Origin of the sequence: Citrobacter sp. EC_71 (assembly GCF_019584005.1) — a bacterium.
GTDB lineage: Bacteria > Pseudomonadota > Gammaproteobacteria > Enterobacterales > Enterobacteriaceae > Citrobacter > Citrobacter werkmanii.
On record NZ_VDAY01000004.1, the window covers coordinates 266,918 to 283,517 of the forward strand.

The 16,600-nt window shown below is 50.2% G+C and carries 16 protein-coding genes; 10 read left to right on the forward strand and 6 right to left on the reverse strand.

What is annotated here, in order from left to right; all coding sequences use genetic code 11:
* Nucleotides 1-100: 100 nt before the first annotated feature.
* Nucleotides 101-352, reverse strand: a complete 252-nt coding sequence (locus FHD02_RS06380) for a YciN family protein (protein ID WP_003020616.1) — start codon at nt 350-352, stop codon at nt 101-103.
* Nucleotides 353-750: 398 nt separating this feature from the next.
* Here FHD02_RS06380 and topA point away from each other — a divergent pair, with 398 nt between their 5' ends.
* The 5 genes from topA (at nt 751) to acnA (ending at nt 8,140) form a co-directional block, all read left to right on the forward strand.
* Nucleotides 751-3,348 carry a type I DNA topoisomerase gene (gene topA, locus FHD02_RS06385; RefSeq protein WP_220393712.1) on the forward strand — a complete coding sequence of 866 codons (2,598 nt, stop codon included), beginning with the start codon at nt 751-753 and terminating at the stop codon, nt 3,346-3,348.
* Nucleotides 3,349-3,556: 208 nt separating this feature from the next.
* Nucleotides 3,557-4,531 (forward strand): HTH-type transcriptional regulator CysB, encoded by a 975-nt coding sequence (gene cysB, locus FHD02_RS06390; RefSeq protein WP_042308079.1) that lies wholly within the window; start codon nt 3,557-3,559, stop codon nt 4,529-4,531.
* A 312-nt stretch (nt 4,532-4,843) separates the two neighbouring features.
* Nucleotides 4,844-4,984: a YmiA family putative membrane protein gene (locus FHD02_RS06395; RefSeq protein ID WP_213083790.1), complete on the forward strand. Its 141-nt coding sequence runs from the start codon at nt 4,844-4,846 to the stop codon at nt 4,982-4,984.
* A gap of 3 nt (nt 4,985-4,987) precedes the next feature.
* Entirely contained in the window at nt 4,988-5,155 is a 168-nt protein-coding gene (locus tag FHD02_RS06400; RefSeq protein ID WP_170975145.1) for a hypothetical protein, read from the forward strand.
* 309 nt (nt 5,156-5,464) lie between these two features.
* Nucleotides 5,465-8,140 (forward strand): aconitate hydratase AcnA, encoded by a 2,676-nt coding sequence (acnA, locus tag FHD02_RS06405; RefSeq protein WP_220393713.1) that lies wholly within the window; start codon nt 5,465-5,467, stop codon nt 8,138-8,140.
* Between the two features lie 53 nt (nt 8,141-8,193).
* On the opposite strand, the gene ribA is transcribed toward acnA, so the two are convergent.
* The gene (gene ribA / locus FHD02_RS06410) at nt 8,194-8,784 is read right to left on the reverse strand and encodes a GTP cyclohydrolase II (protein WP_038640958.1); all 591 of its coding nucleotides are present in this window, start codon (nt 8,782-8,784) and stop codon (nt 8,194-8,196) included.
* A gap of 201 nt (nt 8,785-8,985) precedes the next feature.
* Between ribA and pgpB the strand changes: the two genes are divergently transcribed.
* The 5 genes from pgpB (at nt 8,986) to yciH (ending at nt 12,638) form a co-directional block, all read left to right on the forward strand.
* Nucleotides 8,986-9,750: a phosphatidylglycerophosphatase B gene (pgpB, locus tag FHD02_RS06415; RefSeq protein ID WP_042308084.1), complete on the forward strand. Its 765-nt coding sequence runs from the start codon at nt 8,986-8,988 to the stop codon at nt 9,748-9,750.
* Nucleotides 9,751-9,899: 149 nt separating this feature from the next.
* Nucleotides 9,900-10,208 (forward strand): LapA family protein, encoded by a 309-nt coding sequence (locus FHD02_RS06420; RefSeq protein WP_006684318.1) that lies wholly within the window; start codon nt 9,900-9,902, stop codon nt 10,206-10,208.
* A gap of 6 nt (nt 10,209-10,214) precedes the next feature.
* Complete coding sequence (gene lapB, locus FHD02_RS06425; protein WP_038640951.1) at nt 10,215-11,384, forward strand: lipopolysaccharide assembly protein LapB; 1,170 nt, start codon at nt 10,215-10,217, stop codon at nt 11,382-11,384.
* Nucleotides 11,385-11,573: 189 nt separating this feature from the next.
* Nucleotides 11,574-12,311 (forward strand): orotidine-5'-phosphate decarboxylase, encoded by a 738-nt coding sequence (gene pyrF, locus FHD02_RS06430; protein WP_137350304.1) that lies wholly within the window; start codon nt 11,574-11,576, stop codon nt 12,309-12,311.
* On the forward strand, nt 12,312-12,638 hold the full coding sequence (yciH, locus tag FHD02_RS06435; protein WP_137370632.1) for a stress response translation initiation inhibitor YciH: 327 nt from the start codon (nt 12,312-12,314) through the stop codon (nt 12,636-12,638).
* 88 nt (nt 12,639-12,726) lie between these two features.
* Here yciH and osmB read toward each other — a convergent pair whose 3' ends face one another.
* The 4 genes from osmB to pdeR all read right to left on the reverse strand — a co-directional run bounded on the left by osmB (nt 12,727) and on the right by pdeR (nt 16,405).
* A complete protein-coding gene (osmB, locus tag FHD02_RS06440; protein ID WP_038640946.1) occupies nt 12,727-12,945 on the reverse strand; it encodes an osmotically-inducible lipoprotein OsmB in 219 nt (72 codons plus the stop codon).
* A gap of 268 nt (nt 12,946-13,213) precedes the next feature.
* Complete coding sequence (locus FHD02_RS06445) at nt 13,214-13,966, reverse strand: DNA-binding transcriptional regulator YciT (RefSeq protein WP_042308090.1); 753 nt, start codon at nt 13,964-13,966, stop codon at nt 13,214-13,216.
* An 81-nt stretch (nt 13,967-14,047) separates the two neighbouring features.
* A complete protein-coding gene (locus FHD02_RS06450; protein ID WP_042308514.1) occupies nt 14,048-14,230 on the reverse strand; it encodes a hypothetical protein in 183 nt (60 codons plus the stop codon).
* A 183-nt stretch (nt 14,231-14,413) separates the two neighbouring features.
* Nucleotides 14,414-16,405, reverse strand: a complete 1,992-nt coding sequence (pdeR, locus tag FHD02_RS06455; RefSeq protein ID WP_220393714.1) for a cyclic di-GMP phosphodiesterase — start codon at nt 16,403-16,405, stop codon at nt 14,414-14,416.
* Nucleotides 16,406-16,600: the final 195 nt, after the last annotated feature.

Below are 16,600 nucleotides of genomic sequence, written 5' to 3' on the forward strand. Positions count from 1 at the left end.
TTGCCGGATGGTGATGCTAAAGCATCTTACCCGGCCCACAGGATGACAACATCCTGGGCCGGATATGGCAGAGCCGCCATCCGGCAAATCATTTCTTGTATTAATCGATCAAGTGATACTTTTCAGAAAGTACGTGTGCCAGGTGCTTAAACATATTAAACACTGCCGTACTTTTGGGCGTCGGAAGCCCTTGTTCGTCTAAAAAGTAATCGCCGCTGAAAACCAGCACGCCATTTCGCTGCGTAACGCCGGTGGCGACAATCCCCGCCAGCGTGTCCTCATGCTCACGAATGATTTTGTTGGCTTCAATCAGCAGCGTTTCGCGATCGATAGGTTGCGTGTCTTTATGCATTATTTACTCCTTAAACAAGGACATTAGTCTACGCCGAGCCCGGCTTATGGGCAAATATTCCCTGACATAAATGAAGGTCTTACGTCAGGGTTGCAACTGGCGAGATTTGTTTTTGCATGCTAATAAAGTTGCGTAACGCATTTTATCAGGTACAGTGTGACGCTTTCGTCAATCTGGCAACAGATTTGCTTGACATTCGACCAATACTTCGTCGTGCTATAGCGTTTGTGAGCAAAAAAGCCTGTTAACTCAGTTACATGAGAGTTACATTACAAGCGCGAATCAGTTTAAGGGGTTGATATCCGCCGACGCAGAGACCATATCGATGTCTCGTCGCCAGTGGAAGGTGAATCAACGTGCGACGCATTCTGGAAGAATCAAATTAGGTAAAGGTGAATATGGGTAAAGCTCTTGTCATCGTTGAGTCCCCGGCAAAAGCCAAAACGATCAACAAGTATCTGGGTAATGACTACGTGGTGAAATCCAGCGTCGGTCATATCCGTGATTTGCCGACCAGTGGCTCAGCAACTAAAAAGAGCGCCGACTCAACCTCCACCAAAACGGCTAAAAAGCCCAAAAAGGATGAACGTGGCGCTCTCGTCAACCGCATGGGTGTTGACCCGTGGCACAACTGGGATGCGCGCTATGAAGTGCTGCCTGGTAAAGAGAAAGTTGTTTCTGAACTGAAGCAACTGGCTGAAAAAGCCGACCACATCTATCTCGCAACCGACCTTGACCGCGAAGGGGAAGCCATTGCATGGCACCTGCGGGAAGTGATCGGCGGCGATGACACCCGCTACAGCCGCGTGGTGTTTAACGAAATTACCAAGAACGCTATTCGTCAGGCGTTTGAAAAACCGGGCGAACTGAACATCGACCGGGTTAACGCGCAACAGGCGCGCCGCTTTATGGACCGCGTGGTGGGCTATATGGTGTCGCCGCTGCTGTGGAAAAAAATTGCGCGTGGTTTGTCTGCAGGCCGCGTACAGTCGGTTGCTGTACGTCTGGTGGTTGAGCGTGAACGTGAAATCAAAGCATTTGTCCCAGAAGAGTTCTGGGAAATTGGTGCTGACACGACCACGCCTGGTGGCGATGCTTTGCCGCTTGAGGTGACGCATCAGAATGATAAACCGTTCCGCCCGGTCAACCGGGAACAAACGCTTGCCGCTGTTAGCCTATTGGAAAAAGCGCGCTATAGCGTTCTGGAACGTGAAGATAAACCGACCAGCAGCAAGCCGGGCGCGCCGTTTATTACCTCCACGCTACAGCAGGCTGCGAGCACGCGTCTGGGCTTTGGCGTGAAGAAAACCATGATGATGGCACAGCGCTTGTACGAAGCGGGTTACATCACCTATATGCGTACGGACTCAACAAACCTGAGTCAGGACGCCGTCACCATGGTTCGCGATTACATCAGCGATAATTTTGGTAAAAAATATCTGCCGGAGAGTGCGAACCAGTACGCCAGCAAAGAGAACTCTCAGGAAGCGCACGAAGCTATCCGTCCCTCCGATGTCGCCGTACAGGCGGAATCACTGAAAGACATGGAAGCTGATGCGCAGAAACTGTACCAGTTGATCTGGCGTCAGTTTGTTGCCTGCCAGATGACGCCGGCGAAATATGATTCCACCACCTTAACCGTGGGCGCGGGTGATTTCCGCCTGAAAGCGCGTGGTCGTATTCTGCGTTTCGATGGCTGGACCAAAGTGATGCCTGCGCTGCGTAAGGGCGATGAAGACCGTATCTTACCGGCGGTGGATAAAGGCGATACGTTGACGCTTGTCGAACTGACGCCAGCGCAACACTTTACCAAACCGCCTGCTCGTTTCAGTGAAGCCTCGCTGGTTAAAGAGCTTGAAAAGCGTGGTATTGGTCGTCCATCAACGTATGCGTCGATTATTTCCACGATTCAGGATCGCGGCTATGTTCGCGTTGAGAACCGTCGCTTCTATGCTGAAAAAATGGGTGAAATTGTCACCGATCGTCTGGAAGAAAACTTCCGCGAACTGATGAACTACGATTTTACCGCGCAGATGGAAGACAGCCTCGACCAGGTGGCGAATCACGAAGCCGAATGGAAAGGCGTACTCGACACCTTCTTCACCGATTTTACTCAGCAACTGGATAAAGCCGAGAAAGATCCTGAGGAGGGCGGTATGCGTCCGAATCAGATGGTGCTGACCAGCATTGATTGCCCGACCTGCGGACGCAAGATGGGTATTCGTACCGCCAGCACCGGCGTTTTCCTCGGCTGTTCCGGCTATGCGCTGTCGCCGAAAGAGCGTTGCAAAACCACCATTAACCTGGTGCCGGAAAACGAAGTGCTGAACGTGCTGGAAGGCGACGACGCGGAAACGAACGCTCTGCGCGCCAAACGTCGCTGCCAGAAGTGCGGTACGGCGATGGACAGCTACCTTATCGATCCTAAGCGTAAGCTGCATGTATGTGGTAATAACCCGACCTGCGACGGCTACGAGATCGAAGAGGGTGAATTCCGCATCAAGGGTTATGACGGTCCTATCGTTGAGTGCGAAAAATGTGGCTCTGAAATGCACCTGAAAATGGGGCGTTTCGGTAAGTACATGGCGTGTACCAACGACGAGTGCAAAAACACTCGTAAGATCCTGCGTAACGGTGAAGTCGCTCCGCCGAAAGAAGATCCGGTTCCGCTGCCGGAACTGCCGTGTGAAAAATCTGACGCGTATTTTGTGTTACGTGATGGCGCTGCAGGTATCTTCCTGGCGGCAAATACGTTCCCGAAATCACGTGAGACCCGCGCGCCGTTAGTGGAAGAGCTGTACCGCTTCCGCGATCGTCTGCCGGAAAAACTGCGTTATCTGGCAGACGCGCCGCAGACGGACCCGGACGGCAACAAGTCCATGGTCCGTTTCAGCCGTAAAACCAAGCAGCAATACGTTGCCGCTGAGAAAGACGGTAAGGCGACCGGCTGGTCCGCGTTCTTTGTTGACGGTAAATGGGTTGAAGGGAAGAAATAACGGCATTCCGCCTGAATTTCTCCTTAAAGGGTCGCGTAAGCGACCCTTTTTGTTTCTGGCGTATTATTTTTTGTCATGCCTATACAGCTTACATAGAAATGATATAGTGGTTATAGTTAACACGTTTTTTATTATTAAATCGTATTAGCAGCGCTAACGAGTCTGCTTTGAAACGATGATCTGATGGCATAAATCGGGATGGCTTAACATGAAATTACAGCAGCTTCGCTACATTGTTGAGGTGGTGAACCACAACCTTAATGTCTCCTCAACGGCGGAAGGGCTTTATACCTCCCAGCCAGGCATCAGTAAGCAAGTTCGTATGCTTGAAGATGAACTTGGTATCCAGATTTTTGCCCGTAGCGGTAAGCACCTGACGCAGGTTACGCCAGCGGGGCAGGAAGTCATCCGTATTGCGCGTGAGGTACTGTCGAAGGTGGATGCCATTAAGTCCGTTGCCGGTGAACATACCTGGCCGGACAAAGGCTCGTTATACATCGCGACGACCCACACACAAGCACGTTACGCACTGCCAAACGTGATTAAAGGTTTTATTGAGCGATACCCTCGCGTCTCTTTGCACATGCACCAGGGATCGCCGACGCAAATCGCCGAAGCCGTTTCGAAAGGGAATGCAGACTTTGCCATTGCGACGGAAGCCCTGCACCTGTATGACGATTTGGTGATGTTACCTTGTTATCACTGGAACCGCTCGATCGTCGTGACGCCGGATCATCCGCTGGCGGGAAAAGCATCCGTTTCTATTGAGGAGTTGGCGCAGTATCCGCTGGTCACCTACACCTTCGGTTTTACCGGGCGTTCGGAACTGGATACCGCTTTTAATCGTGCGGGTCTGGAGCCGCGGATAGTTTTTACCGCGACCGATGCCGATGTCATTAAAACCTATGTGCGTCTGGGCCTCGGCGTGGGGGTAATTGCCAGCATGGCGGTTGATCCCGTCTCCGACCCGGATCTTGTCCGTGTTGACGCGCACGATATCTTTAGTCATAGCACCACCAAAATTGGTTTTCGTCGCAGTACGTTTTTACGCAGTTACATGTATGATTTCATTCAACGTTTCGCGCCACATCTGACGCGAGATGTGGTGGATACTGCGGTGGCGCTGCGTTCGAATGATGATATTGAAGCCATGTTTAAAGATATTAAATTGCCTGAGAAATAATACCTGCTGTTATCTCGTCGGTATCCTTCTGCATAATGCGATACCGACGGGAGACGCTGAATATTGATAATTTGTCGTGAATAAATTAACCATATATAGTTTATGGAAAAGGTTCTCTAAAGTAGTTTCAAATTAGTTAGCTTGCCAAAAATTCCTTTCAAATATTTATAACCGATCAAACAATCGATTTATTTATCAGGATGAGTCCGAAAATTAACTGGCTTTTTTTTGCCTTTTTTATTAGGATTCCTCCTATCTGATGATTAATTGTACCGATTGTTTGGTGCCTAAATGATAAGTGATTTCGATAGTATGAGGTTAGCAATGCCTTCAGGAAACCAGCCTGCACGCAGGGATCCCGCGATGAAACGTAAAGCCTGGTTTGCTGTTTTTCTCGGCTCCGCTGTGTTCTGGATTGTCGTCGCGCTCGTGGTCTGGCAAGTGTGGGGGTAGGTCATGTCCGCACCGGAACAACACGCCACCGTAACGCCATCTCCTCATGAAAATGAACAAGAGAGCAATAGCGGCGCAGAGAATGGGCCGGAAATCCCCACCTCCTGGACGCTTTCCCCTGAACAACGCGCGTTTATTGATCTGTTTACTGATGATGAACAGAAACAGTAATTAATACCAATTTTATTGTCATTATTATTTGCCCTCTGTCTGATACTTCGTATGACTTATTACATGCAATCGCGATGTCCCCCGCTAATCAGCATATTATCGATTGCATACATACCTGTTACACATTAACGCGACCCACTTTCGCTCTCGTACCTTCTCCTCGCAATTTATACCACACGCCGCTTTTCTGATGTTCTCCACTTTTATCAATTTGAGTTGTTATCAAAGCGTTACATTTTGTTTGTGTTATCTTTAATACTAACCCTGAAGAAAATCAGGGGATCCAACCCTGTCATTTAAGGAGGAGCTATGTCGTCGACCCTACGCGAAGCCAGTAAGGACACATTGCAGGTTAATGATAAAACCTACCGTTACTACAGCTTGCCTCTGGCCGCACAAACACTGGGTGATATCACCCGCCTGCCTAAATCGTTAAAAGTTTTGCTGGAGAACCTGCTTCGCTGGCAGGACGAAAATACCGTTACCGAAGACGATATTCATGCCCTGGCGCGTTGGTTGGAAACCGCGCATGCCGATCGTGAGATTGCCTATCGACCCGCTCGCGTTTTGATGCAGGACTTTACCGGCGTACCCGCAGTGGTCGATCTGGCCGCTATGCGCGAAGCGGTAAAACGTTTGGGCGGGGATACGGCAAAAGTGAATCCGCTTTCGCCAGTTGATCTTGTCATAGACCACTCCGTAACGGTGGATCGTTTCGGTGATGATGACGCTTTCGAAGAGAACGTCCGTCTGGAAATGGAACGTAACCATGAGCGCTATGTGTTTCTGAAATGGGGACAGCAAGCATTCAGTCGCTTCAGCGTTGTGCCGCCGGGAACGGGGATTTGTCACCAGGTTAACCTTGAATATTTGGGTAAAGCCGTCTGGAGCGAATTACAAAACGGTGAATGGGTGGCTTATCCGGATACGCTGGTCGGTACCGATTCCCATACTACGATGATAAATGGTCTCGGTGTGCTGGGCTGGGGCGTCGGGGGCATTGAAGCCGAAGCCGCGATGCTGGGCCAGCCGGTCTCAATGCTTATCCCTGACGTGGTGGGCTTCAAGCTGGTAGGTAAACTGCGGGAAGGTATCACCGCAACCGATCTGGTGCTGACCGTCACCCAAATGCTGCGTAAGCACGGTGTGGTTGGGAAATTTGTTGAATTCTATGGCGATGGTCTGGACACCTTACCGCTGGCCGATCGGGCAACCATTGCGAACATGTCGCCGGAATATGGCGCAACCTGTGGTTTCTTCCCGATTGATGACATCACTCTTGAATATATGCGCCTGAGCGGACGCAGTGAGGAGCAGGTCGAACTGGTCGGCGCTTATGCTAAAGCGCAGGGGATGTGGCGTAACCCAGGCGATGAACCCGTATTTACCAGCTCGCTGGAGCTGGATATGGGGAGTGTGGAGGCGAGCCTTGCCGGGCCGAAACGTCCGCAGGATCGGGTTGCGCTCGCTGATGTCCCGAAAGCGTTCTCGGCGAGTAACGAGCTTGAAGTGAATAGCTCGCTAAAAGATCGTCAGCCAGTGGACTATACAATGAACGGGCATCAATACCAGTTGCCGGATGGCGCGGTGGTGATTGCGGCGATCACCTCCTGTACCAACACCTCTAACCCAAGCGTATTGATGGCGGCGGGACTGCTGGCGAAGAAAGCGGTTACGCTCGGTCTGAAACGTCAACCCTGGGTTAAAGCTTCACTGGCGCCTGGCTCTAAAGTCGTTTCTGACTATCTGGCACAGGCCGGGTTCACACCGTATCTCGATGAGTTGGGCTTTAACCTCGTGGGTTATGGCTGTACTACCTGTATAGGTAATTCCGGACCGTTGCCCGATCCTATTGAGACGGCGATCAAAAAAGGCGATCTCACGGTTGGCGCAGTGCTTTCCGGCAACCGTAACTTTGAAGGACGCATCCATCCGCTCGTCAAGACGAACTGGTTGGCGTCTCCGCCGCTGGTAGTAGCTTACGCACTGGCGGGGAATATGAATATCAACCTGACGAAAGACCCGTTAGGTCATGATAGAAAAGGCGATCCCGTTTACTTGAAAGATATCTGGCCAACTGCGCAGGAAATCGCCCGAGCCGTTGAGCAGGTGTCTACCGCTATGTTCCATAAAGAGTATGCCGAAGTGTTTGAAGGCACGCCGGAATGGAAAGCGATTCAAGTTGATCGGGCTGACACCTATGGCTGGCAGTCGGACTCGACCTATATCCGTTTGTCGCCGTTCTTTGATGGTATGCAGGCTACGCCGGATCCGGTGCGGGACATTCATGGCGCCCGCATTCTGGCGATGTTAGGCGACTCGGTGACCACCGACCATATTTCTCCGGCAGGTAGCATTAAAGCGGATAGCCCGGCCGGTCGGTATTTGCAAAGCCACGGCGTTGAGCGCAAAGACTTTAACTCCTACGGGTCCCGACGCGGAAACCATGAAGTGATGATGCGCGGTACTTTTGCCAATATTCGTATTCGTAATGAGATGGTGCCAGGCGTGGAAGGCGGGATGACGCGGCATTTGCCGGGGACGGAAGTGGTGGCTATCTATGATGCCGCCATGCAATACCAACAGGAGAATGTTCCGTTGGCAGTCATTGCCGGTAAGGAATATGGTTCTGGCTCCAGTCGTGACTGGGCTGCGAAAGGTCCACGCTTGCTGGGTGTACGCGTGGTTATTGCTGAGTCCTTTGAGCGAATTCACCGTTCTAACCTGATCGGCATGGGGATTCTACCGCTTGAGTTCCCACAGGGGGTTACGCGTAAAACGCTGGGATTAACCGGTGAGGAAGCGATTGATATTACGGACCTGCAAAACATTAAACCGGGGGCGACAGTTCCGGTAAGTTTGTCTCGGACGGATGGGCGTAAAGAGGTGATTTTGTGCCGTTGCCGCATCGATACCGCGACGGAGTTAACGTATTACCAGAACGACGGTATTCTCCACTATGTCATTCGTAATATGTTGAAATAACATGTAAAAAAGCCTGCGTGAGCAGGCTTTTCTCTGTACCGGGTAAACGGAAATTATTTATTTAACAAATGGCCCATCTTCGCGGCTTTGGTATCCAGATAATGTTCATTATTCGGATTACGACCCACAATCAGCGGCACGCGTTCAACGATATTGATACCCGCTTCGGTCAGAATTTCCACTTTCTTCGGGTTATTGGTCAACAAACGTACCTCGTCAACGCCCAGCAGCTTGAACATGTCCGCACACAGCGTGAAATCACGCTCGTCTGCCGCAAATCCTAACTGATGATTGGCTTCAACCGTATCATAACCCTGGTCCTGCAACGCATAGGCGCGGATTTTATTTAGCAGGCCAATGTTGCGTCCTTCCTGACGATGATAGAGCAGAATGCCACGCCCTTCTTCAGCAATGTGGGACAGGGCCGCTTCGAGCTGGAAACCGCAATCGCAACGTAGGCTAAACAGCGCATCGCCAGTCAGACACTCAGAGTGGACACGCGCCAGGACAGGTGTTTGGCCTGTAATATCGCCAAAAATCAGCGCGACATGATCGTGTCCGGTTGCCAGTTCTTCAAATCCCACCATCAGGAAATCGCCCCAGGGGGTTGGCAGTTTGGCTTCTGCCACACGTTTAAGCTGCATGTAATTCTCCAGATTATGCTGGCACTGTCGTGCCGTCGCCTGTTGGCTTCTGTTCTGTATTGCACTATTTTGCCATAAGCCAGCGATGTTCACCTAATTGCGACAACGGATTCGCTTTTGGAATGGCACAAAATTGTCAATTTTTCCGGCGTGCGCATTTTTCAGTTATGATTGTGAGACTTATCGACGAAAGGAGAGGCAATGCTTTCAATTGCAAAGCGCACCGCAGTCGGCGCCGGACTGCTGCTTATCATGCCGGTTGCTGTATGGGTATCAGGTTGGAGTTGGCAACCAGGGCATAATGTCTGGTGGTTAAAATCCCTGTACTGGGTAACGGAAACGGTGACACAGCCATGGGGAATTATCACTCACGTAGCGCTCTGTGCATGGTTTTTGTGGTGTTTGCGTTTTCGTCTGAAAGCAGCGGTAATGCTGTTTGCGATCCTGGCGGCGGCGATTTTAGTTGGGCAGGGCGTGAAGTCCTGGGTTAAAGACAGGGTGCAGGAACCGCGGCCATTTGTCGTATGGCTGGAAAAAACGCACCATATTCCGGTTGATGAGTTCTACACTTTAAAACGTAAAGATCGTGGGAACTTAGTCAAAGAACAATTAGCCGAACAGCGGGACGTGCCAACGTTTCTACGTAAGCACTGGCAAAAAGAAACAGGGTTTGCTTTTCCATCCGGACATACGATGTTTGCTGCCAGCTGGGCTTTGTTGGCGGTAGGATTGCTGTGGCCACGCAGACGCACGCTGACTATTGCATTCTTGCTCATCTGGGCGACGGGTGTGATGGGGAGCCGTTTGCTGCTCGGAATGCACTGGCCCCGTGATTTGGTGGTCGCAACGCTGATTTCCTGGCTGTTGGTGACCCTGGCAACCTGGCTTGCGCAGCGGATATGCGGGCCTTTAACACCGCCAGTACAGGAGACAAAAGAAATTGCGCAGCGTGAACAAGAAAGTTAGCTATGATTGATTTTTCGAATTTTGCCCTTAAATCAGAAGGCATAAAGCGCTTTTCCATTTCGCACTCGGTGTGAAAATGGTAATTTAAAGGGCTCAACGCGGTAAGTTGGACACGATTTATTCGCTCAAACCACATAACGGGAAGTAATGTGAAATATTTACTCATTTTCTTACTGGTGTTGGCGATTTTTGTTATTTCGGTGACATTAGGTGCGCAAAACGATCAACAGGTTACGTTTAATTACCTGCTGGCTCAGGGTGAGTATCGTATCTCTACGCTGCTTGCTGTATTGTTTGCCGCAGGTTTTGCGATTGGTTGGCTAATTTGCGGCCTTTTCTGGCTGAAGGTTCGAGTGTCTCTTGCGCGCGCCGAACGTAAAATCAAACGACTGGAAAACCAGCTTGCGCCTGCGACCGACGTTGCGGTATCCGCCGATTCGTCGGTTGTAAAGGAATAATTATTTATGTTGGAGTTGTTGTTTCTGCTTTTACCTGTAGCCGCTGCCTATGGGTGGTATATGGGTCGCAGAAGTGCGCAACAAACAAAGCAGGATGAAGCTAACCGACTTTCCCGTGACTATGTCGCCGGGGTTAACTTCCTCCTGAGCAACCAACAAGATAAAGCGGTGGATCTGTTCCTCGATATGCTGAAAGAGGATACGGGCACCGTTGAGGCTCATCTCACCCTCGGAAACCTGTTCCGTTCGCGCGGTGAAGTCGATCGTGCAATCCGCATCCACCAAACCCTTATGGAAAGCGCCTCGCTGACCTACGAACAGCGTTTGCTGGCAGTGCAACAACTGGGCCGCGATTACATGGCCGCCGGCCTGTATGACCGTGCGGAAGATATGTTCAATCAGCTGACCGATGAAACCGATTTTCGCGTTGGCGCATTACAGCAGTTGCTGCAAATTTATCAGGCAACCAGCGAATGGCAAAAAGCCATTGACGTTGCAGAGCGTCTGGTAAAGCTTGGCAAAGACAAACAACGCATTGAGATAGCGCATTTTTACTGCGAACTGGCGTTACAGCAAATGGGCAACGACGATATGGATCGTGCCATGACGCTGTTGAAAAAAGGGGCGGCAGCAGACAAAAACAGCGCCCGCGTTTCCATCATGATGGGGCGCGTATATATGCTGAACGGCGATTACTCCAGGGCGGTTGAAAGTCTGCAACGGGTGATTTCTCAGGATAAAGAGCTGGTCAGTGAAACGCTGGAAATGCTGCAAAGCTGCTACCAGCATTTGGGCAAAAACGATGAGTGGGCAGAGTTTTTACGCCGTGCGGTTGAGGAAAACACAGGTGCCGCCGCTGAACTGATGCTTGCAGATATCCTTGAGGCGCGTGAGGGGACTGATACCGCTCAGGTTTATATCACTCGTCAGCTGCAACGCCATCCTACGATGCGTGTATTCCACAAGCTGATGGATTATCATCTTAACGAAGCAGAAGAAGGGCGCGCCAAAGAGAGCCTGATGGTGCTGCGCGATATGGTCGGGGAGCAGGTACGTAGTAAGCCGCGCTATCGCTGTCAGAAATGCGGGTTTACCGCTTATACGCTGTACTGGCATTGTCCATCCTGCCGTTCATGGTCAACCATTAAACCTATTCGTGGGCTTGATGGGCTGTAATTTTTAAAAAAACTTCAACTTAGTTACAACATCCTGGTAGGGTGTAATCGTCCCATCATCAACCCCCGCGGCCGGTTCGCCTGGCAGAAATGTAATCGCGCCTGTTAATTTTCTATTGCCGCAGGTAGAATGCACGCCGTTTACCCATTTTGCGCCACCGGTGGCGCCCATCCTCAGGAAGGTCTGGTCATGACGTTTACTGCTTCATCTTCTTCTCGTGCTGTTACTGATTCTCCTGTCGTTGTCGCTCTTGATTACGCAAATCGTGATAAAGCATTAGCTTTTGTCGACAGAATTGATCCTCGTGATTGCCGTTTGAAAGTGGGCAAAGAGATGTTCACGCTTTTTGGACCTCAGTTGGTTCGTGAACTACAACAACGTGGTTTTGATGTCTTTCTTGATTTGAAATTTCATGACATTCCCAATACAACTGCACATGCCGTAGCTGCAGCTGCCGATCTCGGCGTGTGGATGGTTAACGTACACGCCTCTGGCGGGGCGCGCATGATGACGGCTGCCCGTGAGGCCCTGGTGCCTTTTGGTAAGGATGCGCCATTGCTAATTGCTGTGACGGTTCTGACCAGCATGGAAGCCAGCGATCTCGCCGATCTCGGTGTGACGTTGTCACCAGCAGAGCATGCTGAAAGACTGGCGCGTTTAACTCAACATTGCGGGCTGGACGGTGTCGTATGCTCAGCGCAGGAAGCGGTACGATTCAAACAGGCGTTTGGACAGGCATTTAAGTTAGTGACGCCGGGTATTCGCCCTGAAGGCAGTGAAGCGGGCGATCAGCGTCGTATTATGACGCCAGAGCAGGCGCAGTTAGCCGGTGTGGATTACATGGTGATTGGTCGTCCGGTCACGCAGTCTGCTGACCCGGCGCAGACGCTGAAGATGATCAATGCCTCTCTGAAACGAGGTGTGTAAATGAGCGATTCAAACTCTCGCCTGGTCTATTCAACCGACTCCGGGCGAATTGAAGAACCGAAGGCCGCCCCTGAGCGTCCAAAGGGTGATGGTATTATCCGCATTCAACGCCAGACCAGTGGCCGCAAAGGGAAGGGCGTGTGCCTGATTACCGGTATTGATCAGGATGATGCTGAACTGGCTAAATTAGCCGCGGAACTGAAGAAAAAATGTGGTTGCGGTGGGGCGGTAAAAGATGGTGTGATTGAAATTCAGGGCGATAAACGTGACCTGATAAAATCATTGCTGGAAGCCAAAGGCATGAAAGTAAAACTGGCTGGCGGTTAATAAAAAGCCACGGAGATAATCCGTGGCTTTTTAAAATACAGAGCTGAAAAAGTAAACGTTTAATTATATCGAGCTGGTCAACCGTAAATTATTTACCTACCTGATGGCCAATAATACCACCGACAGCAGCACCACCCAGCGTACCCAGCGCGCTGCCATCCGTCAGGACTGCACCACCTACTGCACCCGCACCAGCCCCGATAGCGGTGTTACGGTCGCGTTTGGACCAGTTAGAGCAGGCGCTCAGAGACATTGCCAGAGTAAGCGCCAGAATGGCTGCGGTCATTTTTTTGCTCGTTACTAACATAATACTTTCTCCTGAATTATTGATTCACGGAATCCAGTGTTCTTTAAGGATAGCGCTAAATCGTGACTATCAAAGATATTTCCGTGTAACCGTTTAGCGAAAGCATGACAACCAATATCCTGCAGTTGGATGTTCGCTCCTGTTATATCGCTAACATTAATTTTACGAGTTTATCCTGTTAACAACAGGTAAAAAGTCTTAATTGGGTTGTCAGATAACTCTCAGAGAAGAGATGATTTGCCTGCCGACAAATCATCTTGCGCAGGCATTATGCGTTGGTATCAATGATATTGACGGTTAATCCTGAATGCTCAAGCTGCATTTGTACGCTGGCGCTGAGCTTAGAGTCCGTCACGACGCGGCTGAACCGCTCTAAAGGCCCCAGGGTGTAAGGGTGAATAGCGTCGAATTTTGAGCTGTCGGTAAGCACAATAACCTCTGCGCCTTTTTCCAGTACCGCATTAACCACATCAGAACGCATCATATCGCGTCCGGTGAAGCCGGTGTCTGCCTGCCAGCCATCAATGCCGATAAAGGCCTTACTGAAGTGTACCTGCTGGATAAACTGACGCGTTAAGGGGCCGACCATGCTCTCACTTTTTTTCTGATAAATCCCACCAAGGAGAATCACTTCACAGGGCGTTTCTTTGAGCAGGTGAGCGATGTAGCTGCTCACCGTAATGATAGTGACATCTTTTTGCTCCGCCAGGGTTCTTGCCAGTAGCGCGTTGCTGCTGCCGTTCTCAATGAATACAGACTCGCCGGGGCTGACCAGCGATGCAGCGAATTCAGCCAGCTCACGTTTTAGCGTAAAATTGGTCATCATGCGCGTTTCCACATCATCGCTGTTTAACGAAACAGCAAATCCGTGCGCACGGCGTAAATAACTCTGTTTTTCCAGCGTATTCAGATCCTGTCGAATCGTCACTTCTGAAACGCCGGTGATTTTTGCCAGATCGGCGACGCTCATCTGACCTTTATCGGTCACCATCTGCAAAATAGATTGTTGTCGGGAATTCATAGTATTAATTTTTATAGCAATGTCGTATCGGAAAATAAACGGAAGTCTGCTGATAGCAGTAACATCAAGAGAGCGATGTCATCAGATCTCCCACGGAGCTTTCTGTTTTGTTGACAAAGATTGAGTATCTTCTTTGACCGTGTTTAACAGTTCAGCCTTCAGAATTTCGAGATTGTGGATGGCTGAGTGGTAATCACCTGCAACGAGGATATCCAGCACGGTATCAATGCGTTCGGCCAGACGCTGAGCGTCGATATCAGACATGATCATCATCCAAAGGGCAAATAGAGTTTGAATTTCATGATGCAGAATTTCATGGCAAAAGAGAAGGGAAAAATAGTATTAACCTGAATGATTGAAGAATATTATATATTCTGTGATTACATACAGATAGGATCATCACGTATTGTCCATTTATGGCTATTTTCTCCGATCAATCTTTCTGCATTATCGCGTATTTTTGTTCAGGTGTCGTCGATACCATCGTTCAAACGCCGCCGCAGGCATGGGCTTGGCGAATAAGAATCCCTGACGCTCATTGACGCCGTTCTTGGTCAGAAATGCATCCTCTTTTGCACTTTCAACGCCTTCGGCGATGACCTGCAGGTTGAGCGCCTGCGCAACCGCGACAATGGCCCGCACCAGCGACTGCGAAATAGGTTGCTTGTGCACATCTCTGACAAAGGTTTGATCCAGTTTTATGGCATCAAGCGGGAAGCGGGCCAGTTGAGACAGCGAGGAATAGCCGGTGCCAAAATCATCCAAATGGATTTGTGCCCCCAACTGGCTAAATTGCTGAATGACGGATAGCGCCAACTGTTCATTTTCAATCAAACTGCTTTCCGTTAATTCAACATCGATGGGGCAGTATTCAAAGTTGAGATCGTGAAGCACCTGCTTGAGAGCGGTAAAAAGCGTCTGGTCGGCGAGCTGGCGCGCAGACACGTTTACCGCCACGCGTAGATTTATCCCCTTGGCACGCCATTTTGCCACCTGGCGCACAACGTCCAGAATAACCCATCTACCGAGCGGAACAATGAGCCCTGATTCTTCGGCGTAAGAGATAAACTCTAACGGCGGTATGAGGCCACGTTCCGGGGACTGCCAACGAACCAAAGCCTCAAGACTCCGTACTTCACCGCGCCAGGTTATTTTTGGCTGATAGTGGATAACCAGTTGATCGTTTTCCAGCGCCTTACGCAGATTGGTGTCTAACCACAAATATTCAAAAACCCGCTGATTCATTTCCGGAGAGAAGACGCAAAACTGACCACGACCGCCTTCTTTTGCCGTGTACATGGCCGTATCCGCGTTACGGATGACGCTCTCGCCGTCCTGTCCATGCTGTGGTGCGAGAGAAATACCGATTGAACATCCGGTATAGACCTCTATTAGTCCAATGCGAAAAGGTTGACGCAGGCGCGTCAGAATACGTGATGCCGTAGCCTCCAGCGCGCCCTGGGACGTTTCGGTGGCAAGGACAATAAATTCATCACCGCCAAATCTTGCCAGTAGTTGGTTGTCGTCGAGGCAACTGAGGATTGCCAGCGATACACTCTGTAACAGCTGATCGCCAAACATATGCCCGTAGGCATCATTAACTTTTTTAAAGTTATCCAAATCGAGATATACAATCCCAACTTGCGTATCACCCGCGTTTTCGATGGCGTTGCTGATCAGCTCGTGAATTGCGTTGCGATTCGGTAAACCGGTGATGGAGTCGGTATTTGCCAGCACCCGTAGACGCTCCTGAGCGCGGCGCTCTTCAGTGATATCGGTACCGGAACAGATCAGAAATATTTCGTTCTTACCGCTACCGTTATGCACAAACTTATTGCGGAACAGAAACAGGCGCTGGCCTTTGCAGGTTTTAACCCAACGTTCGACCTCATAAGAATTACCATCGCGAAAAAACACCACAATGTTGCGTCTTGAGGCTGCGGCTTCGCGCCGGCTCATAAATAGCGTGAAAACGCTTTGGCCAATCACTTCACGCTCTTTGAGACCGGTGTACTCTTCGCACAGGCGATTAAAGCGCTGGATGTTGCCCATACGGTCAAGAATGACAATGACGGTGTTAGCTTCAGAAACAACCTGCTCAGCGAAGGAGAGGCCGTGAGCCAGGTCGCGCGCGACGGAAGGGGTGTCATCCCAGGCGGATGCGCTACCGGCCCATTCGCGCTTATTGATTTTCCTGCCGACCAGATGGACGGGAATGTCGTCATCTTCAATGGGGAGTGTCATCAACAGGCTCGACGTAATCACAGTCATTTCACGAATGCGGTCGGCTTGCTCAACTGACAATTCGACGGTCTGATCGGCTGCTGACGCTTCGTCGATAGAGAAATGCAGGATGTTGCAATCCTCTGACAGGCGCCAGTAGGGGTTATGAGTGCCCACATAGCTATACAACGTAACCCGCTCCCGGACGTCTTTCATGATGTGTACTATCCCGCTTAAAGCGCATAGAGCCTCAAAAGTATAGGTAGCCATGATTCATACAGGGTGATTATGGCTGAACGTATTGTTTTATTTATATATTGATATGTAATCCAGAATCTAAAAAAAGCAAAGCTAGCGGAACTGAAAATAGTAAAAAAATAAATTAGACCGGATGAAAGAAGTGTAGTGCGT